25 protein-coding genes are annotated in these 24231 nt (G+C 39.8%); 16 read left to right on the top strand and 9 right to left on the bottom strand.

Annotation, left to right across the window (positions count from 1 at the left end; translation table 11 throughout):
- Nucleotides 1-77: 77 nt before the first annotated feature.
- Nucleotides 78-575, bottom strand: a complete 498-nt coding sequence (locus WG989_RS07970) for a hypothetical protein (RefSeq protein ID WP_340428543.1) — start codon at nt 573-575, stop codon at nt 78-80.
- A complete protein-coding gene (gpmI, locus tag WG989_RS07975) occupies nt 575-2095 on the bottom strand; it encodes a 2,3-bisphosphoglycerate-independent phosphoglycerate mutase (RefSeq protein ID WP_340428545.1) in 1521 nt (506 codons plus the stop codon). Before gpmI ends, WG989_RS07970 begins: the two co-directional genes overlap by 1 nt.
- Before the next feature lie 133 nt (nt 2096-2228).
- Between gpmI and WG989_RS07980 the strand changes: the two genes are divergently transcribed.
- The 4 genes from WG989_RS07980 to WG989_RS07995 all read left to right on the top strand — a co-directional run bounded on the left by WG989_RS07980 (nt 2229) and on the right by WG989_RS07995 (nt 4253).
- The gene (locus WG989_RS07980; protein WP_340428546.1) at nt 2229-2618 is read left to right on the top strand and encodes a DUF4783 domain-containing protein; all 390 of its coding nucleotides are present in this window, start codon (nt 2229-2231) and stop codon (nt 2616-2618) included.
- Between the two features lie 77 nt (nt 2619-2695).
- The gene (gene nadC, locus WG989_RS07985) at nt 2696-3571 is read left to right on the top strand and encodes a carboxylating nicotinate-nucleotide diphosphorylase (protein ID WP_340428547.1); all 876 of its coding nucleotides are present in this window, start codon (nt 2696-2698) and stop codon (nt 3569-3571) included.
- An 11-nt stretch (nt 3572-3582) separates the two neighbouring features.
- Nucleotides 3583-3930, top strand: coding sequence for a translation initiation factor (locus WG989_RS07990; protein WP_340428549.1), 348 nt, complete (start codon nt 3583-3585; stop codon nt 3928-3930).
- 77 nt (nt 3931-4007) lie between these two features.
- Nucleotides 4008-4253: a hypothetical protein gene (locus tag WG989_RS07995; RefSeq protein ID WP_340428550.1), complete on the top strand. Its 246-nt coding sequence runs from the start codon at nt 4008-4010 to the stop codon at nt 4251-4253.
- A 3-nt stretch (nt 4254-4256) separates the two neighbouring features.
- On the opposite strand, the gene WG989_RS08000 is transcribed toward WG989_RS07995, so the two are convergent.
- Complete coding sequence (locus WG989_RS08000; protein WP_340428551.1) at nt 4257-4529, bottom strand: (4Fe-4S)-binding protein; 273 nt, start codon at nt 4527-4529, stop codon at nt 4257-4259.
- Between the two features lie 52 nt (nt 4530-4581).
- Between WG989_RS08000 and apaG the strand changes: the two genes are divergently transcribed.
- Both apaG and WG989_RS08010 read left to right on the top strand, forming a co-directional pair.
- Entirely contained in the window at nt 4582-4968 is a 387-nt protein-coding gene (gene apaG, locus WG989_RS08005; protein ID WP_340428553.1) for a Co2+/Mg2+ efflux facilitator ApaG/CorD, read from the top strand.
- Between the two features lie 113 nt (nt 4969-5081).
- On the top strand, nt 5082-6164 hold the full coding sequence (locus tag WG989_RS08010; protein WP_340428555.1) for a fatty acid desaturase family protein: 1083 nt from the start codon (nt 5082-5084) through the stop codon (nt 6162-6164).
- Here WG989_RS08010 and gldB read toward each other — a convergent pair.
- Entirely contained in the window at nt 6161-7204 is a 1044-nt protein-coding gene (gene gldB, locus WG989_RS08015) for a gliding motility lipoprotein GldB (protein ID WP_340428556.1), read from the bottom strand. The genes WG989_RS08010 and gldB overlap by 4 nt on opposite strands.
- Nucleotides 7205-7419: 215 nt before the next feature.
- Between gldB and WG989_RS08020 the strand changes: the two genes are divergently transcribed.
- From WG989_RS08020 to serS, 6 genes are all read left to right on the top strand, one after another.
- Nucleotides 7420-9102, top strand: coding sequence for an NAD+ synthase (locus WG989_RS08020; RefSeq protein ID WP_340428557.1), 1683 nt, complete (start codon nt 7420-7422; stop codon nt 9100-9102).
- Between the two features lie 11 nt (nt 9103-9113).
- Nucleotides 9114-9545, top strand: a complete 432-nt coding sequence (locus tag WG989_RS08025) for a GNAT family N-acetyltransferase (RefSeq protein WP_340428558.1) — start codon at nt 9114-9116, stop codon at nt 9543-9545.
- Nucleotides 9546-9617: 72 nt separating this feature from the next.
- On the top strand, nt 9618-10454 hold the full coding sequence (locus WG989_RS08030; RefSeq protein WP_340428559.1) for a DUF6597 domain-containing transcriptional factor: 837 nt from the start codon (nt 9618-9620) through the stop codon (nt 10452-10454).
- Nucleotides 10455-10539: 85 nt separating this feature from the next.
- Nucleotides 10540-11079: a hypothetical protein gene (locus WG989_RS08035; protein WP_340428560.1), complete on the top strand. Its 540-nt coding sequence runs from the start codon at nt 10540-10542 to the stop codon at nt 11077-11079.
- Nucleotides 11080-11104: 25 nt separating this feature from the next.
- The gene (locus WG989_RS08040) at nt 11105-11545 is read left to right on the top strand and encodes an ester cyclase (RefSeq protein ID WP_340428561.1); all 441 of its coding nucleotides are present in this window, start codon (nt 11105-11107) and stop codon (nt 11543-11545) included.
- A gap of 115 nt (nt 11546-11660) precedes the next feature.
- Entirely contained in the window at nt 11661-12932 is a 1272-nt protein-coding gene (gene serS, locus WG989_RS08045) for a serine--tRNA ligase (RefSeq protein WP_340428562.1), read from the top strand.
- A gap of 70 nt (nt 12933-13002) precedes the next feature.
- Here the strand turns inward: serS and WG989_RS08050 are convergent, their stop codons facing one another.
- Nucleotides 13003-13977 carry a zinc metalloprotease gene (locus tag WG989_RS08050; RefSeq protein ID WP_340428564.1) on the bottom strand — a complete coding sequence of 325 codons (975 nt, stop codon included), beginning with the start codon at nt 13975-13977 and terminating at the stop codon, nt 13003-13005.
- Nucleotides 13978-14118: 141 nt separating this feature from the next.
- Nucleotides 14119-15102: a zinc metalloprotease gene (locus WG989_RS08055; protein WP_340428565.1), complete on the bottom strand. Its 984-nt coding sequence runs from the start codon at nt 15100-15102 to the stop codon at nt 14119-14121.
- Between the two features lie 258 nt (nt 15103-15360).
- Between WG989_RS08055 and WG989_RS08060 the strand changes: the two genes are divergently transcribed.
- A complete protein-coding gene (locus WG989_RS08060) occupies nt 15361-16014 on the top strand; it encodes a hypothetical protein (protein ID WP_340428566.1) in 654 nt (217 codons plus the stop codon).
- 21 nt (nt 16015-16035) lie between these two features.
- Here WG989_RS08060 and WG989_RS08065 read toward each other — a convergent pair whose 3' ends face one another.
- Nucleotides 16036-17100, bottom strand: coding sequence for an alkane 1-monooxygenase (locus WG989_RS08065; RefSeq protein ID WP_340428567.1), 1065 nt, complete (start codon nt 17098-17100; stop codon nt 16036-16038).
- 104 nt (nt 17101-17204) lie between these two features.
- On the opposite strand from WG989_RS08065, the gene WG989_RS08070 reads away from it, so the two are divergent.
- From WG989_RS08070 to WG989_RS08080, 3 genes are all read left to right on the top strand, one after another.
- Nucleotides 17205-18629 (top strand): DUF1800 domain-containing protein, encoded by a 1425-nt coding sequence (locus tag WG989_RS08070; protein WP_340428568.1) that lies wholly within the window; start codon nt 17205-17207, stop codon nt 18627-18629.
- 75 nt (nt 18630-18704) lie between these two features.
- Nucleotides 18705-19901 (top strand): DUF1501 domain-containing protein, encoded by a 1197-nt coding sequence (locus WG989_RS08075; protein ID WP_340428569.1) that lies wholly within the window; start codon nt 18705-18707, stop codon nt 19899-19901.
- A 187-nt stretch (nt 19902-20088) separates the two neighbouring features.
- Nucleotides 20089-21141 (top strand): glycosyltransferase family 4 protein, encoded by a 1053-nt coding sequence (locus tag WG989_RS08080; protein WP_340428570.1) that lies wholly within the window; start codon nt 20089-20091, stop codon nt 21139-21141.
- A gap of 137 nt (nt 21142-21278) precedes the next feature.
- On the opposite strand, the gene WG989_RS08085 is transcribed toward WG989_RS08080, so the two are convergent.
- Nucleotides 21279-23333, bottom strand: a complete 2055-nt coding sequence (locus WG989_RS08085; RefSeq protein ID WP_340428571.1) for an OPT family oligopeptide transporter — start codon at nt 23331-23333, stop codon at nt 21279-21281.
- Between the two features lie 113 nt (nt 23334-23446).
- Nucleotides 23447-24208 (bottom strand): Bax inhibitor-1/YccA family protein, encoded by a 762-nt coding sequence (locus WG989_RS08090; protein ID WP_340428573.1) that lies wholly within the window; start codon nt 24206-24208, stop codon nt 23447-23449.
- Nucleotides 24209-24231 lie beyond the last annotated feature (23 nt).

Here is a 24231-nt window from a genome sequence, read left to right on the forward strand (position 1 = left end):
ACCAATTACCTGACAACAAGATTGATCGATTCATCTTATTGCAGGTTCATGTTCAAAATCTGTCGATTGAAATATATTTATACAAATCGGGGCGGGGGAGTAAGAAAGCCCAAAAAAGGGGAGTGATAAAAAGATTGCCGGAACAGATTTTTTAAAACAACTGGTTCGGCTCTGTATGAAAAGATGTTCGCTGCGTCAACCGGTAATGCTAAAGCAGCTAATAACTGTACTGTTTGTTTTGATTGTTTCGATTGTTGTTCCGACTGTTGACGGATCATCCGCTTTAATTCTTTCTCTTTTGCATCATACAATCCGGTAAGAACAAGTTCATCTCCATCAACCACTATTTTCTTTACATCAAACATTTCAGTTCCAAGTACACATTCTTTCTTTGGCTTTACCCAATGAATGGAATTTGTTTTTACACGAATGCTGATGAGTTCCTGTTTTTCCAGTTTCTCCAGCATTTCGTGTTGAACATGCAGTTGTTTGAGTTGTAATATTACAGGCGATAACATGGGCACACATAAACCAATGAGTAAGCATGCGGCTGTTATCGTTCTGATGAAGTACATTATTGATCGATCAATACATCGCCGGTCATTTCTTTTGGTACCGGCAATCCCATAATAGTTAAGATGGACGGTGCAATATCTCCCAATTTTCCGGCTTTCAGATTTCCTTTCCATGAACGGCTGATCACAAACAGGGGAACTGGGTTTAATGTATGTGCGGTATTGGGTGTGCCGTCTTCATTGATCATATAATCTGCGTTTCCATGATCGGCTGTAAGAAAAACAGTATAGCCGTGTTCCAATGCCGCAGTAACAACACGCTTAACACAAGCATCCACCGTTTCAACAGCTTTAATAGCCGCCGGGAATACGCCGGTGTGGCCCACCATATCTGCGTTTGCATAGTTCAAACAAATAAAATCAGCAGTTTCATCTTCAATTTCAGGAACAATGGCATCAGTAACTTCTACTGCACTCATTTCCGGTTGCAGATCGTAAGTAGCAACCTTGGGCGATTGGATCATAATGCGTTTCTCACCTTCAAACGGCTTTTCACGCCCGCCACTAAAGAAAAAACTTACATGCGGATATTTTTCAGTTTCAGCTATACGTATTTGTGTACGCCCATGTAATTCTAACACTTCACCTAATGTTTTACTTAGGTTATCCGTTTCAAAAACTACATGCACATTATTATATGTTTTATCATACTCCGTCATAGTGGTATAATGCAGGTTGCGTTTATGCATTCCATGTTCGGGCATATCAATTTGCGTAAGTACCTGCGTTATTTCACGACAACGATCGGTGCGGAAGTTGAAACAGATTACTGCATCACCATCTTTGATAGTAGAATTGACTGCGTTCGAATTGATAAGCGGTTTCAGAAATTCATCTGTAATGCCGTTTTCATAGGAAGCAGCGAGTGCTTTTAAAACATCTGTTGTTGTTTCACCAATACCATTCACCAATGCATCGTATGCAAGTTTTACACGCTCCCAACGTTTATCTCGGTCCATTGCATAGTAACGGCCTGTAACAGACGCAATTATTCCAACGCTTGTATCAAGATGTTGCTGCAGATCGGTCAAATATCCCAATCCACTTTTGGGGTCGGTATCTCTGCCATCGGTAAATGCATGGATGAAAACGTTACTTAGTCCTTTTGTTTTGCACAAAGTGGTAATGGCTTTCAAATGACTGGTGTGCGAGTGTACACCGCCATCGCTCACCAAACCAATGATGTGCAGGGGTTTTTGATTGGCAATTGCATAATCAATACTTTCATTCAATATTTTGTTGGCCACAAATTCACCACTGCGAACAGCAACGTGAATACGCTGTAACTCCTGGTATACAATACGGCCGGCACCCAGGTTGAGATGACCAACTTCACTATTCCCCATCTGTCCGTCCGGTAAGCCTACAGCTTCACCACAGGTAATTAATGTTGTGTTCGGGAACTGAGCGTAAAGACTGCTAACAAAAGGCACATTGGCATTTTGGATGGCATCAGCCGTTTTTACCGGTCCTAGACCCCATCCGTCCATTATTACGAGAATTGCTTTATTCTTTGTCATACGACCAAAATTACTTTATTTGGGTCAAAATCATTTGATTACAAACGTTAGGCAACGATTGGTTAACTTTATACGTCTGTATAATTGTTAGTTGGCATGTTTTTAGCAATTATGATGTCCTAAACCTATTGATATGAAAATGAGGTATTTTTTACAAATGACTTTTTTGCTTTCCCTGACTGTTTTTTTGTATTCGTTTACACAGAAAGATGATATTGTGGCTGCCTTGAAAACAGGTAGCGTAGAAAAAATGGCGAAGTATTTTGATAATACAGTGGATGTAACAGTTCCGGGTAAAAGTAATTCCTTCAGTAAAGGACAGGCGGAGCTGGTGATCAGAGATTTCTTTAACCTGAATAAAGTACGAAACTTTGAAGTGCAGCACTCGGGCAGCAATCCATCATCCAATTTTATTATTGGAACACTCACTTCGGCAGGAGGTACCTATCGCACAACTGTTTACATGCGTACAAAAGGTGATAAGCAATTGATCCAGGGTGTTGAATTTGAACAGAAGAATTAAGCAAACGGAAAAGATAATATGATGAGCCCTCCGATATGCGGAGGGCTTTTTTGTGCATAACAGTGAACAAAAATTTCATGTACGTTTGTGGCATGGTAGCAAACTATAATGAACTGTTACAACAGCTCATTGCTTCGGCATTAAAAGAAGATATTGGTGAAGGCGATCATTCAACACTCAGTTGTATTTCACCCGAAACAAAAGGGAAAGCTGTTTTGAAAATTAAAGAAGCCGGAATTCTTGCCGGCATGAAAGTGGCTGAAGCTATTTTTCGTTTTCAACAACCCGATATTGTTTTTCATGCATATATGAAGGATGGTGATCAGATGAAGTTTGGTGACATTGCGTTTGATGTGGAAGCAACTGTTCATACAATTTTACAATGCGAACGGCTGGTGTTGAACTGTATGCAACGTATGAGCGGAATTGCAACGCTTACAAAAACCTATTCCGATAAATTAGCCGGTTATAAAACACGTATTCTCGATACACGTAAAACAACACCTAATTTCCGCTTACTCGAGAAAGAAGCAGTAGCAATTGGGGGAGGACATAATCATCGGTTTGCATTGTACGATATGATCATGCTGAAAGATAATCATATTGATTATTGTGGTGGCATTGAAGCAGCCATTGAAAAAGCATATAAATATGTACAAGAGGTAAAACCTGGTTTAAAAATAGAAGTAGAAACAAGAAGCCTGGATGATGTAAAAAAAGTACTGGCAACGGGTAAAGTAAACCGCATCATGTTAGATAACTTTACAGCAGAACAGATAAAAGAAGCAGTTGCTTTAATAGGTGAGCAAGTTGAAACAGAGGCAAGCGGAGGAATAAATCTTTCAAACATTCAAACATATGCAGCTGCAGGTGTGGATTATGTGAGTGTAGGTGCATTGATCCACCAGGCACGCAGTCTTGATCTGAGTTTAAAAGCAGTTGTTGAACAGTAAAAGAAGAAATCATGAGTAAAAAATTTAAACCCGATAAAGGCGGATTTGTTTTTAGTACCGATCCAAACTTTCGTTTTGAAGATGAGGAACGGGTGCCACAGGCAACCTTACCGCCCGCACAACAAAATCTCCGTGTAAAACTGGAAACAAAACATCGTGCAGGAAAAACGGTTACATTGGTTGATGGATTTGTGGGAACCGACGAGGATGCAGAAAAGCTGGGTAAACAATTAAAGAATCAATGTGGCAGCGGTGGATCGGTGAAGGACGGTGAAATTATTGTACAGGGTGACCACCGTGAAAAAGTAGTACAATACTTATTGAAAAATGGATACAGCAAAACAAAAAAGGCCGGCTGATGTTTTCTGTTGAAGCAAACAGGGTTTTAATTATTTTTACAAGAACACGATAAGTCAACCAAACCATCTAACCCGTGATGTCAATTATTCTGTTAGGCGCATATACAGCAAGACTTGAACTGTTTAAGTTCTTCTTCTTTCTGTCATTCGGAGCTTTGATCTGGAGCTTTTTTCTGTTTTACGATGCTTCCGGATCAAGCAGCCGCCGCCGCAAGAAAAAGCGGGCCATCATTCTCATGGTCATCTCCTCTGTATTGGTAGCAGGCATGTCAGTTACATGGCTGATGAGCAAGACAAATGTGGGCTGGTGGTTCGACAAGTAAACATCATTCTTTTTCTGCATCTTCCGCATCATTCATAAAATAGCTGAGAGCCCCGCTTGGACATTTACTTACCTGCGCAATAATTTGTTCGGTTGAGGCTCCATTTGGGTCTATCCACGGGCGTTTACCAGGGTTAAACACATCTCTCAATCCTTTCCAGCAAAGTGTGGAATGGATACAAGAATCAGGTTTCCAAACAATGGTTACTTCTCCGTTTTTGTATTTATGCGTTGACTTTGGCATATTGATCTTTGTTGTTTTTAAGCCATTCTTCATCTCAATGGCTGCAGTTCTCTAAAATTCGATTATTTTTATAGCAAATTAATACATGGTTTTCAAAATTTCAGAAGGCGTTAAGGTAAGTGTGGAAACTTACTACCAACCGGATTACAGCGATCCGGTTGCTGCTGAATTTATGTTTGCCTACCGCATTACCATTGAAAACAACAACACCTTTCCCGTAAAGCTTCTGCAACGTCACTGGAATATTTTCGATAGCAATGGATCTTATAAAGAAATTGATGGCGAAGGAGTAGTGGGTGTTCAACCGGTGATTCTTCCAGGCGATCAGTACCAATATGTAAGTGGTTGTAACCTGAAAACCGAGATGGGTAAAATGGAAGGTAATTACAGCATGGAAAACATGCACACAAAAAAGCAATTCAAAGTAAACATCCCGATGTTTGAGATGATCGCTCCCTTCAAAAATAATTAAGTGTTGAATTTAACAGTATTGGGGCTATAACAGCCTTCTACAAAACTATTTCCTTGCTTTTTTAATGTATCTTTGACCACTGCATTTTCTGTACATAAAAGGCAGCTTTTTCAATGGCAAAAGTTACTTTCAACAACAAGAATTCTGTATTTTTTTCTGATCTCAAACAAGCAGTAGAGAATTATTTTTCGCAAACAAATACACGAAAAACGGGCAATTTCAAGCTTTATCTTAAAACAATTGTTTTAATTCCCGCAGCACTACTCATTTACATATTGTTATTAACAGTATCTATGCCGGTATGGTTGTCGTTGACATTGTGTGCGGTGTTGGGTATTGTGTTTGCAAGCATTGGATTTAATGTAATGCACGATGCGAATCATGGTAGTTACAGCAGTAAAAAATGGGTAAACAGCTTATTAGGTTATACCATCAATGCGCTGGGTGGAAATGCATTTATCTGGAAGTTCAAGCATAACATTATTCATCATACTTATACCAACGTAGATGGTGTGGATGATGATATTGCACGAAGCCCGTTAATGCGTCAATGCCAGTCGCAAATATGGAAACCGGCTCATAAGTATCAACATATTTACGTTGTGTTTCTTTATGCGATCTCTTCGTTAGCCTGGGCCGCATATCTTGATTTTGATAAATACTTCAAAAAGAAAGTGAATAATACGCCCATGCAGAAAATGAGCGTGAATGATCATGTTGTTTTTTGGGTGAGTAAACTATTGTATGCTTTCTTCTATATCGCTTTACCAATTATGGTTGTTGGCTTTGTGCCTTGGTTGGTTGGATACCTTGTAATGGAAATTGTACTCGGCTTTGTTTTGGCTATCGTGTTTCAACTGGCACATGTGGTGGAAGAAACGGAATTTGAATATGCCGGACCTAATGAAGCATTGCTTATTGAAAACGAATGGGCTGTACACCAGATAAAAACAACTTCAAACTTTGCACCACGTAATAGAATTGTTTCATGGTTTGCAGGTGGTTTGAATTACCAGGTGGAGCATCATCTTTTCCCCCGTATCAGCCACATTCATTACCCTGCTATCAGTAAAATAGTAGAACAGAAGTGTAAGGAATATAAACTGCCTTATAATTCAATTAAAACGATGAGAGCAGCGATTGTATCTCACTTCAAGATGATGAAACAAATGGGTCGTCCGCCGCAAACAGCTTAATGCGGTTTGTAATCTGATTCGTTGAAGATGGTCTTGTTCGATGTTTTCATCAACTGTGGTAAAGTAACTGCAGGATTTTTCTCCATGTACGATCGTACAATTTCCCAACCGAGAAAGGCTCCAATATTACCCGGGCTTTGTTCAGGCATTCCCTGCGTTGTTGGCCCATCTGTAATAAAATTCTGGATACGTGAAGGATCAATTTCGTAAAGCAGATTTTGCTGGATGAAGAAATTGTAAATGCTTCGTTCATTTTCTTTACACCAGTTGAGTTGTTTGCCTGTATAGCCGATCAACAATGTATCGTTACTGTTTGGCAGGAATTGGTTCAACAGGTACAAACGTTTTCCTTTTTCTACAAAACGTTCGATCAACGGATAGCGGTTGCTACTGTCGGGGTATAAATCATCAATCACTAATGTAAATACATCACTTGCAATAAACTCCTTGCTGAACCTGCGGCTGCGGTATTGGGGAGCAATGCTGCTGATATAACCTTGATCATTATAGATCGAATAATCTTTCCCTAAGTAAAATTGCAATCCGATAGCCAGAAAATTTTCTCCGAGATAATTAGGGCTTGGTTCATTATTACTCATGGGTGCTAATGCATCCATTGGTCCAACAGTTGTAATGACCGTTGGAATTTGATACGATGGGAAATAATGCTTCACATACCGGAAACCGTTTGTGAGTTCTTCTGCTGTGTTGCTGAAATTTTTATACAACTTCTGCGACGCTTCATATACCGGTTGATTCAGGTGTAGAAAACGTTTGCTTCCATCATACACCAGGAAGTTGCTATCCACCAAAGGTCCTAACCCCAGCACATGATTCACAAACAAAGGCAAAAATTGAGGGTGCTTCTGTTGCACCTGTGCCAAACCGGACTTTGTATTGTTGCTATCAATGCCAAAAAAATCCTGTTCAAATCGCTCAACCTTCAGATCAACCTTGATACCCGATACATCCGGTACATTGGTTTGATTGTTACAGGCAATGAGTGTGAAAATGAAGAAAATGGGGATGAGATTTTTCATGTTGCTCACTAACGGAATATTAATGTGTTAATTGTTATTGCTTTTTGGCCACATAGTATAACCATAAAAATTATTATCTCTTTGGATATATGTTAGTTTGGCCATTTTTATGGTTATTTCATATGATTGTTGTGCGGTTCTGTGGCTGAAATTCGTGAAATTTGACGAATAATCCCGATAATTATCGGGAGTAAAAAACAATAATATACAAGCGAATGAAGATATTTCTTGCCCAGCAAAATTATCATATTGGAAATTTCGAGAGCAATACGCAAAAGATTATTGAAGCGATCCAAGCGGCAAAAGCACAAGGTGGTGAATTGATCATGTTTAGTGAGTTGAGTGTATGTGGCTATCCGCCCAGAGATTTTTTAGAGTTCAACGACTTTCTCAATAAATGCAATGACGCTATTGATCAAATCAGGCAACATGCAGATACAATAGCAGTGATCATTGGTGCACCCGATCATAACAAACGTGTTGAAGGAAAAGATCTGCATAATGCTGCTTACTTTCTCTATGAAAAAGAAGTAAAGGCTGTTGTTCATAAAACATGTTTGCCCAATTATGATGTGTTTGATGAGTACCGTTATTTCGAACCGGCTTACGATTGGAACATTGTAGAGTTTAAAGGAAAGAAATTGGCGATCACTATTTGTGAAGATATCTGGAACCTCGGCGATAATCCGTTGTATCGTATTTGTCCAATGGATGAATTGATGAAATATCAACCGGATGTGATGTTGAATATCTCTGCATCTCCGTTTGATTATACCCATGTTGAAGATCGGAAAGCAATTGTAAAACTGAATGTGCAGAAATACAAACTGCCGATGCTGTATTGCAATTGTGTAGGCAGCCAAACAGAAATTGTTTTTGATGGAGGTTCGCTGGTGTTTGATAAGCATGCAAACATGATCAAACATTTATCCTTGTTTGATGAAGAACTGGTGGGTTTTGAGTTGAACGATGATGGCACATTTGCAGAACCGGTTGTTGCAACCGCTGATACATTACCCAACGAAGAATTTAGTCCGGCACATTTAGATGAAACTTTGTGCATTGCTGAAATACACAATGCCATTGTACTCGGCATCAGGGATTATTTTCAAAAGATGGGTTTCAGCAAAGCCATTCTCGGAAGTAGCGGAGGTATTGACAGTGCTGTAACGTTAGCATTGGCATGCACAGCATTGGGTAAAGAAAATGTGCGTGCTGTTTTATTGCCATCACAGTATTCAACAGATCATAGTATAAGCGATGCAGAACAACTGAGTAAAAATCTCGGTAACCCGTATGATATAGTGCCCATCAAAAATATTTATGATGCATTCTTGACAGAGTTGAAACCCATCTTTAACGATTTACCTTTTTCATTGGCAGAAGAAAACATTCAAAGCCGTAGCCGTGGAAATTTGTTGATGGCTATTGCGAATAAGTTTGGATACATTCTGCTCAACACATCTAATAAAAGTGAGCTGGCAACCGGTTACGGAACGCTCTATGGTGATATGGCCGGTGGTATTGGTGTCCTGGGCGATTGTTACAAATTGCAGGTATATGAACTGGCGAAGTACATCAACCGGAATGAAGAAATTATTCCAACAAATATCATTAGCAAACCACCAAGTGCAGAGTTAAGGCCCGGACAAAAAGATTCTGATTCATTACCTGATTATTCCATTCTTGATAAAGTGTTGTATCAATACATCGAACGCCGTCAAGGGCCGAAAGAGATCAAAGCAATGGGTTATGATGCAGCGTTGGTTGATCGTATTTTGAAAATGGTGAATGTGAATGAATACAAACGTAATCAGTTCTGTCCCATTATTCGTGTTTCGCCAAAAGCATTTGGAGTGGGCAGGAGAGTGCCAATCGTAGGAAAATATCTTTCATAAAATTTATAAGCATGCAACGGGAAGGTTTCGCTATCACAACGGAAACAAGTTTTTTCAATGTTGAATTTATTCATGCTTTTCTGTCGAAATCTTATTGGGCAGAAAATATTCCACTTGAAACTGTTCAACGATCGATCGACAATTCACTTTGCTTTGGTGTGTTTCATTTAGGTCGGCAGATCGGCTTTGCAAGAGTCATTAGCGATAAAACAACCTTTGCATACCTTGCCGATGTATTTATTGATGAAGCTTATCGAGGACAGGGCTTAAGCAAATGGCTGATGGAAGAGATCATGGCTCACCCGGATCTGCAAGGGTTACGAAGAATGATGCTGGCTACCCGTGATGCACATGGCTTGTATACACAGTTTGGGTTTACGGAACTTACTTTTCCCGAACGATGGATGCAGATACATCGTCCGGATATTTATAAAAAGCAATAGTTACGCCTCTACTCAGAATTAGCTTGCATTTCTTTAATTAAATGCGGAATTTTAAAGAATTGACCTTTCCGCATGTATTATCGCAAATATCAACCATCGTCTGTATTGGCTCCTTTTGTGGAGTGTTATTTCATTTGGGATTCAGAAGGCCCAATGGAGGAAGCGATGGTGATAGAATCTCCTCCCAATAGTTTTTGCTCGATCGTATTCAATTATGGTGATCCCTATTTTTTGCAGAATAAGAAGTATGATCGTCTTGCTGTGCCAATGCAGTTTGTTGCCGGGTTAAGTATTTATAGTTATAGACTGTTTTTACAAGGGCAGATTGGTATTGCAGGTATCGTTTTCAAACCCGCAGCCCTCGCTACCATTTTCGGATTGCCCATGTATGAGTACACAGAAGAACGGATCGATCTGTATCGTGTATTTAAAAAGCAGGTAATTGATGAAACGATTTTAAAAATAAAATCGGCAGGTGACGAAACGCAACGGGTACGAGTGCTGGAAGAATTCATCATGCAGCAATACCATGTGCAAAAACCTGAACCTGATTATATCGATCAGGCTGCAAATTTTATTGTTGAGCACAACGGAATGCTGCAGGTTACTGATTTGCTGAAAGAGAGTTTTATGAGTCGCCGTACGTTTGAACGCAGGTTTTTTCAAAAGGTGGGATTAAGCCCAAAGTATTATGCACGCATCCGTCGCATTGGGTATCTCTGCAATTTAATTGCAGGTAAAAAGAAAGTAGACTGGTCAAAAATTTTTTACGAATGTGAGTTTTACGACCAGGCGCATTTTATCAAAGACTTTGAAGAGTTTACAGGTCGCACACCCCAGCAGTATCTGAAGGAAAATACAGAACTCGCCAATTATCTGGATAAGCCTGTCACAAAGCCCATGCAATAAACTGTCGCAGTTTTACAATAGCTTGTCGCATCCTTACAATTGATGCTGATAGTTGTCCAATACTTTAGCAGTAAATATTACTGTTATGAAAAAAATAGTTCTTTCGTTTACATTGTTGCTGTTCTTGGCCTGTAATCAAACAGAACAAAAAGAAATAGTTTCCGCAGCTGACTTTAATGAAGAAGCAGAAAAGGCTGCTATTATGAAAACCATTGAAAATGAAACATCTTCCTTTTATAGACGTGATTATGAAGGATGGAAACAAAACTATATTCAGAAAGATTACGCTTTTCAAGGCTGGAGCAATGATGATGCTACGTTTGATGCGTCGGTGGGTTGGCAGGCAATCGATAAACGAATTGGTGAGTACATTAAAAACAATCCGGTTAAAGAAGGAGGAAGTTCACACCCACGTGTTGAGCGAAGAAATATGGCGATAACATTTTTTACCGATTCACTGGCCTTCCTGGTTTGGGATCAGTACAATGCGGATCAGGAGAATAAGTTTTTTACATTAAGTAAAGATCAGCGGATTATGGAAAAGGAAAACGGACAATGGAAAATTGCCAATGTATCTTCTTTCTGGGATTACAAAAACAAAATATCTGTAGACAGTTTACAATAATCGTTTCATTCATTAAATCTTTATTATGGACACTCTTGTAAAACAACAACACGAACTGAGTTTAAAAAACGCCTGTGTTGAATTTATGTTTGCCTACCAGCAAAAGAATGTAGAAAAGATGCTTAGTCTTTGCGATGAAGACGGCAAAGTAAATTTTATTCCCTTAGGCGATGCCGGTAAAGGAAAAATCGGAGAATTAGGCAGAGCTATCTGGTCCGGATTAATTGATAGCTTCCCCGATATTGACAACACGTTAGATGCGGCCGTTGCTGAAGAAGAAAACACTGTACGTTGCCAGGTGGTGATAAGTGGAACACAGGAAAAAGACTTTGCCGGTATTGAAAACAAAGGCAAGCACTTTGATAGTGACCACATTTTCATCTTTCATTTAAACCCACACAACAAGATCGACAGTATTCATATCAGCTGGGATCATGCTGATTTTCAGAAGCAGCTGGGTAGCTAATAAACATGATGATGTACAAAATATGAACAGACCTAAACGGTCTGTTTTTTAGTTGCCAAACTCCGTTATGGTATACTTTGCAGCGAATCATATCTTTGCCACAAATTTTTGAGTTATGTTACAATTGGCATTTATCCGCCAGAACAGGGAGTTGGTGAAAGAACGCTTGGCCGTGAAAAACTTTGCAAACCTTGATCTGGTTGATGAAATTATTGCAGTAGATGAACAGCGTCGTAAAAAGCAGCTGGAGAATGATGACCTGGCAGCAAAAGTAAATGCAGCTTCCAAAGAAATTGGTATGCTCATGGGCAAGGGACAAAAAGCAGAAGCCGAGCAAAAGAAAACTGAAGTATCTCAGTTTAAAGAATCATCCAAACAAATTGCAGAGGAGCTCGCATCATTTGAACAAAAGGTAAATGAGCTGTTGGTGCGTTTGCCAAATCTTCCATCTGCATTAGTGCCTGTTGGTAAAACAGCAGAAGACAATGTGAATGTAAAAGAAAGTGGTACTGAACCAGTATTAAGTGCTGATGCAAAACCACATTGGGAGTTGATCGAGCAATACGATATTGTAAACTTTGAACTGGGTGTAAAGATCACAGGCAGAGGATTTCCGGTGTACAAAGGCAAAGGTGCAAAGTTGCAACGTGCACTCATCAGTTATTTTCTTGATTATAATACTGCGGCCGGTTATACTGAATATATTCCGCCTTATATGGTGAATGAAGCATCTGCTTACGGCACCGGTCAACTGCCCGATAAAGAAGGACAGATGTATCATATGCAGGAAGATAATTTTTTCATGATCCCAACTGCTGAAGTACCTGTTACTAATATTTATCGTGATGAGATCGTAAAGGAAAGTGAGTTGCCGATCAAGATGACAGCTTACACGCCTTGTTTCCGCAGAGAAGCCGGAAGTTTTGGTGCAGATGTTCGTGGTTTGAATCGTGTGCACCAGTTCGATAAAGTGGAGATCATTCAATTGGTGCATCCTGATAAAAGTTATGAAGTGCTGGATGAAATGGTAGCACATGTTGAGAAGCTGTTACAGAATCTCGGCTTGAAATACCGTATCCTTCGTTTATGCGGTGGCGATATGGGCTTCACTTCTGCACTTACCTACGATTTTGAAGTGTGGAGTGCTGCACAAAAGAAATGGTTGGAATGCAGCAGCGTAAGTAATTTTGAAAATTACCAGACCAACCGTATGAAAGTTCGGTTTAAAGATGAGCATGGTAAAATGCAATTGGTGCATTCATTGAACGGAAGCTCACTGGCTCTACCAAGAATTCTTGCATCCTTGTTGGAGAATAATCAAACAGAAAATGGAATTAAAATACCTGAAGTACTGCAATCCTATTTTGGAGCAGATATCCTGAACTAAAATTGGAATGATATATAAATGAAAAGACCCTTGCAGTTATTGCAGGGGTCTTTTTTTAGTTAGCAGGAAATTATCTTAATGTTTCTCTTGGTCCACCAACAGCATATGTTGCCTGCATACGCAACGCCTGCTTTTGTGTGAACATATACATACAGGCATCATCAGTGTAATCCATATAGTTCATCGTCATTTCAATACTGCCATCACAAACACTGATCTTATTAGCAGGAGGGCAACCAAAATTGTACGTTCCATGAAGAGGTGTATCATCCACACGATCGTTGCCACATTTGCGATCGCCCCATATATGCGAAAGATTAAAGTAGTGACCAACTTCATGTGTAGTAGTGCGACCAAGATCAAACTCCTCATACAAATTGTAAGAACGACCTCTTCCAAACGCAAGTGTTGTAATAACTACACCATCTGTGGCCTTGTTGCCACCGGGAAATTGTGCATAGCCAAGAATGCCACCTACCATATTACAAACCCATATGTTTAAAGTTGTTTCAGGGCTTGTTGCATCAATGCCGCCACGCTTTGAATTTTTCATTGCATTATCGGTATAGAAAGCGGTGATTGCTGTATTTTTTCTTACAACCTGTTGCAACACAAATTTTATTTTAATGTCACCTGATTTTACGCTGTTGTACGTTGATGTTGAAAACAGGTCTTTGTTAGTTGCTGCAAAATCTTCATTCAACACATCAATTTGTGAGTTGATCTGTCTTTCAGAAATATTTTGTGCTGCTGTGTTGTAAAGCACATTTACCACTACCGGTAATTCTAATGTGCCATCGGCCAGTAAACGATAAGCAGCCGGGTCTTTCATATATCGTTGCGTAAAGTTTTCGATCTCATCCATTCTTTTTTGGAGTGATGGATCTTTTTTTAATTGCTCTTCAAAAACTTCGTAGGTTTTGCATAATCTTCCATGTCGCTCGTTCATCTTGTTTTTCTCTGCTATATCTGTTTGATCATTTTTCCGCTCACAGCCGATCAAAACAAGAAAGGAAAGTGTCAATATGAAATGAAAAGTTTTCATGTGTTTTAGTTGAGGTGTATGAAATGATTTGAGTCTTATAAGTTACAATCTTATACTGAAGATTAAAAGCAAAACGACAGGTTTCATAAATAAAAAGACCCGCCATTTGGCGGGTCAGGTTTTCTCATGCGTGATTGCCTTTTAGCGTAAACTTGCTCTTGGACCACCTGCTACGTAAGTTGCCTGCATACGTGCTGCCTGTCCGGCAGTAAACATATACATACATGCATCGTATGTATAATCCATATAATTCATAGTCATTTCAATGGGGCTTCCGCTGCAAGTGCTATAGTGTGGATATGCCGGGCATCCGCCATTTGATGTGTTATGTTGTGGAGTATCACCAACCTGATCATTACCGCAAGTTGCATCACCCCAGATATGGCGAAGATTGAAATAATGACCTACTTCATGGGTAGCTGTTCTTCCTTTGTTAAATGAAGTAAATAAAGGATAGTTTCCTCTTCCAAATGCATTGTTATCAATTACAACACCATCGGTAGCAAGACTGCCGCCGGGAAATTGCGCATATCCTAATATGCTGTTGCTGAGGTTACATACCCAAATGTTTAAAGTAGTTTCTGGTGAAGTTGGGCTGATACCACCACGGGAACTTCTCTTCATATCATCATTTGTGCGCCAGCTTGTTTTGGTAGTTGACTTACGTGTAACATTTGCTGTGGTCCAAACAAATCTAATTTGAATGTCACCTGAGCGAACTCCCTGAAATATGGAAGGTGTTAAACTATAATCAGTATTGCTTGCAGCAAAATCTTCATTTAACACGTCGATCTGTGATTGAATTTGCGCATTAGAAACATTTTCAGCAGCTGTTTTGTATAAAACATTTACATGAACTGGTAATTCCATTACTCCATTCACGATTCTATAAGCGGATGGATCAGCCATTACTCTCTGTGTAAACGCTTCAATTTCATCCATTCTTTTTTTGAGTGAGGGATCTGCTTTCATGTTTGCCTGCAATACTTCATAACTATAACAGCTACGGGCAGAGGCCTGGGTTAATTCAACTTCCTCTTCCATTTGTTCTTTGTCTGATACGGATTTACTGCATCCAAAAAACAATAACAGCGATGCCGCTGCCAATACCGATACTTTCTTCATTTGTTGTTGTTTAGGTTTAGGTGAAAAAAAGTGACTGGTGAATTTATAATTTTTTAACTGACATATGTTAGCAAACTCATAATTTTTTTTGTAACGGCGCTGCAAATAAAGGGATAGCTGTGTTATATGACAAATAACTGATAATGAGTTCGTAAAACTACGATCTCAGGCAGTTCTTAAGGATTTCCTAAGAAACATTCCATTAGGAATTTACCTGCCTTCGATGCTTTAACATTGCTTCAAACTAAATTAATTGCTATGAAAAAAATCATTGTGCTTCTTCTTGCATCCACTTTTATTGCGTCCGCAAATGCCCAATTTCAAAAAGGGGATAAATTGCTTGGTTTAGGCTTGAATGTTAACTCCTCAAGTTTACAACGGCAAGAGAACAACTTTACGCAAATAAGTAAAGAGGAGTTTTCCAGTATTTCAACAGAATTAGGATTTGCAACAAAACAGAATCTTGTTGTAGGGTTTTACCTGAGTGGAGGATTGGGAACGAATGAAACAGAGTACAGGAATCCCTTACCCACTACGTTTAAAAGTAAATTATATAACGTGGGCGGCGGTTTATTTGTCCGTAATTACAAAAAACTTGCTGGTAATTTTTTTGTTTTTGGTGACTTACGAACCGGCATAAATGCTGCTGAAACAAAAAATACCACCTCTGACTTAATAGAAAATAATAGGCTTGGGGTGAGTGCCGGTATTTATCCCGGGCTGGCTTACAAATGGAACAGCAGTTTTTTGTTAGATATAAGATTTTCAGATCTTCTTAGTATAAATTATACAGAACAAAGAAGCAACATGGGAGCTACTGCAATTGAAACGAAAAATTTTAACGTAGGATCCAGTTTAGGTCTTGGTTACCTGTACAACATCGGTATTGGTGCCCGCTGGATTATCAAATAAACATATTACAAGAACGCCTATTTACCCTGCAAGGGGCATCGCAACCGGTGCCTCTTTTTTTATGCGCTTGTTCATAATGTAAAACCAAAGCGGCGGAATATGCGCCAGTATCATCATACCGGGATAACCGGTTGGCATCTGCATCGAATGATCGTGATGACGTAATACCTGGTATTTTCTGCTGGCAAGATAATGATGATCGCTATGTCTGCTCAATTCAAACAACATCAATCGTCCAACCACATGGTTACTGTTCCAGCTATGATGTGGCATGGTACGTTCATACTGTCCGCTTGCAGTTTGTTTGCGGCTTAACCCATAATGTTCAATATAGTTGACACATTCCAACAGTAACATTCCGATCAACGCCGAAAATAAGAACGCAGCAAGTATCTTCCATCCAAACACAACAATTATCGTTGTAATAAGTGCAAACTGAAGTAGTTGGAGTTGCAGCATTTCATTGTGTAAACTGAATTTCGATTTCCCTTTTTTCTGAACATCCGCATTGGCAATTTTCCATGCACTTAAGTAGGTAAATAATAAAGTACGTGGGTAAAACGCAAACACACTCTCATTAAATCTTGCGCTTGAAGGATCTTCGTGGGTGGCTACATTTTTATGATGTCCCTTATTATGCTCAATAAAAAAATGCGTGTAAAGCGATGTAAGCAGTAATGCTTTTGCCATCAATTGTTCTGTCTTGTTCACCCGATGCCCCAGTTCATGTGCCACATTAATTCCAAACACACCACAAAGCAAACCCATGCTGATGATGCGGCCTGCTTTATCAAACGTAGTGAGACCATCGTGTTGTAGTGAAAATAAAAATGTAATAAGCAAAACATACTGCAACGGCAAAATGAGGTACAGAATATAATCGTAAGTTTTATCTGCTTTTGCTAATTCTTCTTCTGCTACATTGAGATTACTGATATCGGGCCGTATAAATAATTCGATCAATGGAATAAATGCAAATGCATAGATCACCGGAATAAAAGTGATCCATCCCGTGCTGTTAAATGCATACCATGCTGCCACAAACAAAATAAATGGACTGAGGTATTTATATGGGCCAATCTTCATGTTTTAAATGTAAGAAGAAGCTCTGGACAAACGATTTTTTCATTTCTTTCGTTTACCATTAAACTATCGGAACTTCAGCAAGTCTTAACGCAATAATTTTTTACATGGCAGCATCTGTACAGTTGAAAAATCAGCATCTTTTATGGCGGGCAGGTTTTGGCCCCGCCGTTGAACAGTGGAACGATCTTACGAAAGCATCTCCGGCAAAATTGTACGAAGCACTTGAAAAAGCCTCCCGCAAAGAACCGATGCCATTGAAAGTGGCAACGAATTTTGTGGAGGGTTTGATGAATGGAGTTGATGGCGTTCGCCGAACCGAAATGAATCGGGAACAGGTACAAGCCATGCAAAAAAAATCAAGAGAAGAGATCCGCAATCTAAACCTAGAGTGGCTCGATGAAATGGTGAACAGCGAACAACAGCTCCGTGAAAAACTGGCGTTCTTCTGGCATGGACATTTTGCTTGCCGTAATCTGAATGCTTTATATCAGCAGGACCTCTTGCACATCATCCGCAAGAATGCAATTGGAAATTTCGGAACCTTGTTAAAAGAAGTGAGCCGTAGTGCGGCCATGCTTGCTTTCCTTAATAATCAACAGAACCGCAAGCAAAAACCCAACGAAAACTTTGCCCGTGAAGTGATGGAGTTGTTTACCATGGGTCGTGGCAACTATACTGAAAAGGATATTAAAGAAGCTGCACGTGCATTTACCGGTTGGCAGTTTAAACTGAATGGTGAATTTATTTTTAGAGCCAACCTGCACGATACAGGTTCCAAAACGGTGTTGGGACAAACAGGAAATTTTGATGGTGATGATATCCTTGATCTTTTATTGAAACAAAAGCAAACAGCGCTGTATATCACCCGAAAAATGTATCGCTTTTTTGTGAATGAACAGGTGGATGAAAAAAGAGTAGAGTGGTTAGCCGATCGATTTTACAAAAGCGATTATGAGATCAAAACTGTTTTGAAAGATATTTTTACAAGCGACTGGTTTTATGAAGAAAAGAATATTGGCACCCGAGTAAAGTCGCCGGTTGATCTGTTGGTGGGTATTCGTCGTTCGATGCCAATGCAGATCGAAAATGAAGATGCGCAATTGTTTTTGCAAAAAGTACTGGGACAAATATTATTCTATCCGCCAAATGTGGCAGGATGGCCGGGTGGTTTGAACTGGATCGATAGTTCATCGTTGATGTTCCGTATGCGTATTCCGCAGCTCATGGCGAATAAAGAAGCATTTCAATTCAAAGCAAAAAATGATGACGATCAGGAGATGGGTCGTGCAGGACGAATGCCCGGTCGAGTTGTAAATACAACCATTCAATGGGAACAAGCATTTAAACAACTGGAAAAAGTGCAGCGGGAACAATTACTCAGCAATGTTGCGTCAATTATTTGGCAAACAGACGCAGCTAAGTTGAATAAGCCAATGGTGGAAAAATTTGTAGATGCGTCCAGTCGTGACCGTTATGTACAAACATCGATTATACAGTTGATGTGTACACCGGAATATCAAATGTGCTAAACAAAAGTTTGAAGTAAGAAGTACGAGGTACGAATCTTACCTCCTGCATCTTATCTCTTACATCAATCTTATACTATGTATTTTAAGCGTAAAGAATTTCTCCAGCTCGGTTCACTTGCAACAGCATCGATGTTGATGCCGCAATTTTTAAAGGCATTTGAATCGGGTAAGTTTGTTCCTCCGGGAAATAAAGTAACCGTTATCATTCAATTGAGTGGCGGTAACGATGGATTGAATACAGTGATCCCTTACCGAAACGATTTGTATTACAGCAATCGTCCACGGTTGGGAATTCAACGCAATGCTGCATTGGCACTAACCGATGAAGCAGGTTTGCATCCATCGCTTACTGCGTTTAAAGAGTTGTATGATGAGGGCAGCATGGGGATATTCAACAGTGTGGGTTATCCCAATCCGGATAAAAGTCATTTCCGCAGTATGGATATCTGGCATACTGCAAGCGATAGCCGTGATTACTGGAACACCGGTTGGGTAGGCCGTTATTTAGATGCGCAATGCAAGGGTTGTGATAAACCAACACAGGCATTGGAAATTGATGATGTATTGAGTCTTGCCTTAAAAGGAGATCAGATCAAAGGCATTGCAGTGGAAGATCCACGCCGTTTATATACCAGCAGCCAGGAACGTTATTTCAAAGAAATATTAGCACAACACAAGCATGAACACGAACAGCCGGTTGACTATTTGTACAAAACAATGGCTGAAACTATTTCCAGTGCCGATTATATTTTTAAACAAAGCAAACAACGTCCGTCAGCAGAATCGTATCCGAATTCTGATTTGGGAAAAGGCTTGAAAACAATTGCTTCACTCATCTTCAGTGAGATCAATACCAAAGTGTATTATATCTCCTTGGGAAGTTTTGATACACATATCAACCAGGAAGGGCAGCAGAAACGTTTGTTTACAGAATTGAATGATGCTGTAAAAGCATTTGTAAAAGATCTGAAAGCCAACAATCGCTTTGATGACGTATTGCTGTTTACATTTTCTGAATTCGGAAGAAGAGTAGCACAGAATGCCAGCAATGGCACTGATCATGGAAAGGCAAATAATATGTTTTTTATTGGAGGCGGATTGAAACAGCAGGGTATTTATAATCCATTACCCGATCTTACAAATCTCGATGATGGCGATGTGAAATTTCAGCTCGATTTCAAACAGGTATATGCCACGGTTTTGAATAACTGGCTCGGTGCTGATGCCAATGCCATTTTGCAGCAAAACATTCAGCCACTAAGTTTTATATAAGCCATCAACTCGTTGCTACTCAGCCAGAGTTGACTTGATGAGGGAACAGAGCCGCCCAAACCGGGCGGCTCTGTTGCGTAAAATTACCGTAGAAAGATTAGGTGAAAACTCCTATTGTTTGAGGCGGAATGCAAGGGTATATTTGTATTGTCCAATTATTTGAAAAATCAAACATCCTCCAATTCCTATGGAAGTATCATACTTCTTCCGTAAAAAAAGGCTTCATGCCTTCAGTATCGAATCGTTATTCGATAATGTACAGGCACAGGTGGCTGAAACAACAAGTTTCAAGGCCAACAAAATTGAGGTTCCTTCTATCAGAAACATTTTTGTAAACATTTTCAAGTCACGCAGCAGTCAGGGCACTGTTAATCATATCACCGGTGATATTCATTATGTATCGCTTGGTATGAAAAAACGCAACACTGTTCTCACAATTCACGACTGTGTGTTTTTAACGAAGTATAACAAATGGAACCTGAAATACTGGATGTTTAAATTCTTCTGGTACCAGTTACCTATGTGGCGTGCAAGCACCATTACGGTGATCAGCGAGAAAACAAAACGTGAACTCATGAACTTAACCGGTGTAAGAGCCGATAAAGTAAAAGTGGTTCCAAACTTTTTTGATCCACGTTTTGAATTTGCACCGAAACAATTCAACACACAGAAGCCACGCATTCTGCAGATCGGAACAAAAGAAAATAAAAACATTCACAACCTGGCGAAAGCATTGAAAGGTGTGAATTGTGAATTACATATTATCGGCAGCCTTGATGTGGAAACACAACTTGTACTGCAGGAAAATAAGATCGACTTTAAAACACACACTAATCTTTCATTTGATGAATTGAAACGTCAATACATCCTTTGCGATATGGTCGTGTTTGCTTCAACCTATGAAGGTTTTGGTTTGCCGATTTTGGAAGCATGTGCAGTTGGTCGTCCGTTAGTGACGAGCCGTATTTCTCCAATGGATGAAATTGCAGACGATGCAGCTTGCAAAGTAAATCCTTACAATGTACTTGATATCCGTCGTGGTGTATTAAAGGTGATCGAGAATGAAACATACCGTGACCAGTTGGTGAACAATGGTTGGAAAATGCGTTACAAATACAGCATCGACAACATCACCAATAAGTACACGGCGTTGTATGAAGAAATTGCTACGCAACCTGCTTCTGAATTTTTTATGTTCCGCCAGGCAAAAGCGGCTGCTTCTTTTCTTGGATTAGTTTAAAACAACCTTGTACTTACTTACCCGTTCTTATAGTAGTTAGTTGTAGTTAAAAATAAAAGCCTCCATTCGGAGGCTTTTTATATTTTCCATCTGACGGAACGTTTTCTTTTTCATTGTCAGAAGAGAGCGTCAGACAATTATTCCTGGATCTTTTCTGTTTTCTTAATGCCGATCCTGTAAAGTGTAAAGCCCATTATAGCAAAGAACAAAACACCTAACAGGAAATATCCGTTCTCACCAAACCACCCAACCAAGCCATGTTCTAAATTTATTTTTTGCAGGAATGCCTGTGTGGCATCTGGAGCCGAGAAAAATGCGATCAATACACCTGCTAACGCACCTCCGGCAACTAAACCTGTGGCAAATAAGTTTCCTTTTCCCAGATCTTCTTCTTCAGCAGTTAATACTTCACCACTTTTTTTCTTTTTCCTGTCAACCAACCCACGAATGGCACCACCAGCAAAAATGGGAAGTGTTGTGGATAATGGTAAGTATAAACCAACAGCAAAGCTTAATGATTTTATTCCGCATAGTTCCATTGTAAAAGCAATAAACACTCCAACCAAAACAAACTGCCAGTCAAGATTAAAGGAAAGAATTCCTTTAATGAGGGTGGCCATCAATGTTCCCTGTGGTGCAGGATATTTATCTGTACCTATCAAATGTGTTACACCCTGTGCTAACATTTCAGCACTTGGTTTGTCCAGAATTTTAATGGTTGCCCCAATGGCAATGGATGAAACAATGGCACCAATAAACAATGCAATCTGTTGATATTTTGGTGTAGCTCCAACAATATAACCTGTCTTAAGATCCTGTGATGTTGCACCTGCATTGGCGGCAGCAATACAAATCATACCGCCAACAACCAGCGCCATGGGTTCATAGACTTTACCCGTCCAGCCAACAGCAATAAAAATCAGACAGGTACCCATAATTGTAGCAATGGTCATACCACTGATAGGATTGTTGGAAGAGCCAATCAAACCAACAATTCGGGATGATACGGTGACAAAGAAAGCTCCGAAGATGACAACGAGTAATCCCAATAGTAATTTACTGCCAATACTTTCTCCCGGAATCTGTGGCATTAAGGCCATGAGAATAATTAATACCAGGCTTCCAATGCCTACAATTTTAATATTCAAATCTCTTTCTGTTCTTTTTACTTCTATAGGTTCGCCTTCCTGTTTCTTCATAGAGCCAATACTGCTTTTGAAGGAAGAGATGATGGTTGGAATAGTTTTGATCAACGTAATAAAACCACCGGCAGCAACTGCACCGGCACCTATCTGCCTGATATATGCCCGATAAATGGCTGTTGAAAAATCGGTGAATGTATGATTGATGGGATCCCATCCACCTGGCCCACCTGTTTTATCCAGTCCGCCTAAATAGCCCAGCTTCACCAATTGGGCAGCGATAGTATCGGGAGGAACCAGTGACGCAAGCAAAGGAGTAAAAGCAAACCATGCAATAACACCACCGGCTACCAGCACACCACTGATCTTTGGGCCAATGATGTAACCAACACCTAAATACTCTGGTGTAATTTCTCCACTCACCTTTGCTGATGGAAAAAATTTGTTTGCCTGTTGGGTCATCCAGAAAGGTGTTTCGGCAATTACATGAAAAATCTTTTGTAAAAACGCATAACCAAATGCAAAGCCCAAACCCATGAATGCAGTCTTGGCAAAATTGCCACCCCGCTCACCTGCTTTTAATACACTGGCGCAGGCTGTTCCTTCTGGATAGGGAAGCACACCATGTTCTTTTACAATCAAAGCCCGGCGTAATGGGATCATCATCAATGTGCCAAGGATACCACCCAGAATGGCGAGTGTAAGAATAGTGAAATAGTTGAAAAACTGCGAACTGTCCTTTTCACTTAAAAACAAAAAGCCCGGTAAAGTAAACACCACACCGGCTGCAATACTTTCGCCTGCACTTCCTGTTGTTTGAATAATGTTGTTTTCAAGAATCGTTGTTTTTAAAAAGCGACGGCCTAATGTAATAGCGATGACTGCAATGGGGATGGATGCACTTACTGTAAGTCCTGCTTTTAAAGCGAGATAAACTGTTGAAGCGCCAAAAAGAATTCCGAAAGCAGCACCAACCAGTACACTTTTAACGGTGAATTCGGCCATCTTACTTTCATCAGGAACAAAGGGTTGAAATTTTTGATCAGACATATGGCTTTTAGTTTAGGATAAGGAAGATAGGAAAAACTTTAGCACAGTTTAGAAAGGGATGTACACAAAAAAGCCCGCCATTGGCGAGCCTTTTGAAAAAATGTATGTGTAACTTATTTACGACTGTTCATCTTAGCCAGTAAACGAAGAATTTCTAAATACAACCATACTAATGTTACCAGCAAGCCAAATGCGCCGTACCATTCCATAAATTTCGGTGCGCCCATTTCACTTCCTTTTTCGATCATATCAAAATCAAGGATCAAATTCAATGCAGCAATGGCAATCACAGCCAGCGAAAAAATAATGCTGAACATCGAACCATTGGTAGAAGACATGAAGGAGAAGTTAATTCCAAAAAAGCCGAGGATCCATGTAAGGAGATAGAACACAGCAATACTTGCTGTTGCTACAAATATGATGGAACGGAAACGCTCAGTTACTTTAATGATGCGTAATGTAAACAGGAGGTACATACTTGCCGCTACTGCAAACGTGAGCAACACTGCATGTGTAATAATGCCGGGATATTTTTCCTGGAACATAAAATTGAAGTAGGCTGAAATGCCTCCAACAAATAAACCTTCCACAATGGCATAAGCCGGAGCAAGGAACGGACTCCATTCTTTTTTGAACGTGATCACCAATGCAATTACCAAACCACCCAACGCACCACCGATCACCATGGGCATAATATTTTTTCCTGCATCAAACCACTGCCAGGCAAATGCTGCGCCTGCCATCACCATCAGCATTAAGAAGCCAAACTTGTTCATGGTACCACGAACGGTCATGGTTTCGCCGCTGAAAACAGTGTCGGTTGTTTGAAATTGCTTTTCACTGAGAGTAGGATTACCTGACTTGAATAAAGACATGGTGTAAAAATTTTAGGATTGTA

The organism is Lacibacter sp. H407 (assembly GCF_037892605.1).
Taxonomy (GTDB): Bacteria; Bacteroidota; Bacteroidia; order Chitinophagales; family Chitinophagaceae; genus Lacibacter.